Origin of the sequence: Geobacillus sp. LYN3, from assembly GCF_003064505.1 — a bacterium.
Classification (GTDB): domain Bacteria; phylum Bacillota; class Bacilli; order Bacillales; family Anoxybacillaceae; genus Parageobacillus_B; species Parageobacillus_B toebii.
The window spans coordinates 327,084-327,645 of sequence record NZ_QCWL01000001.1; the positions used below are offsets into that span (position 1 = coordinate 327,084).

The following is a 562-nucleotide window of genomic DNA, read 5'->3' on the forward strand; positions in this document are numbered from 1 at the left end:
ATATTATGATGCCGGCTGCAGGACTTGAACCCGCAACCTACTGATTACAAGTCAGTTGCTCTACCAATTGAGCTAAGCCGGCATAAGAAAGAAGTATTGACATATATACTTAATTTTTTGTGTCCCTTCCTCTTCTCGCTTATTCAGCGAAGTGATATGCGTCGGAACAACTCGCAGGGAATTCACGGAAGCTTAGGCTCGTCTCTACCAATTGAGCTAAGCGGGCATTAAAAATGTCGTGGTGGAGGATGACGGGATCGAACCGCCGACCCCTTGCTTGTAAGGCAAGTGCTCTCCCAGCTGAGCTAATCCTCCACAAAAAGAAAGTGACCCGTACGGGATTCGAACCCGTGTTACCGCCGTGAAAGGGCGGTGTCTTAACCACTTGACCAACGGGCCAAAAAATCACAATACGAAAGCTTCCAACCGGGCTTGAACCGGTGACCTCTTCCTTACCATGGAAGTGCTCTACCAACTGAGCTATGGAAGCATGGCTCCGCAGGCAGGATTCGAACCTGCGACCAATCGGTTAACAGCCGATTGCTCTACCACTGAGCTACTG

At 49.6% G+C, this 562-nt stretch carries 4 tRNA genes; all 4 read right to left on the bottom strand.

Annotation, left to right across the window (positions count from 1 at the left end):
- Positions 1 to 9 precede the first annotated feature (9 nt).
- Positions 10 to 82, bottom strand: a tRNA-Thr gene (locus DCC82_RS01630).
- 157 nt (positions 83 to 239) lie between these two features.
- Positions 240 to 315: transfer RNA gene (locus DCC82_RS01635), tRNA-Val, on the bottom strand.
- A gap of 12 nt (positions 316 to 327) precedes the next feature.
- A tRNA-Glu gene (locus DCC82_RS01640) sits at positions 328 to 399 on the bottom strand.
- 18 nt (positions 400 to 417) lie between these two features.
- Positions 418 to 490: transfer RNA gene (locus DCC82_RS01645), tRNA-Thr, on the bottom strand.
- Positions 491 to 562: the final 72 nt, after the last annotated feature.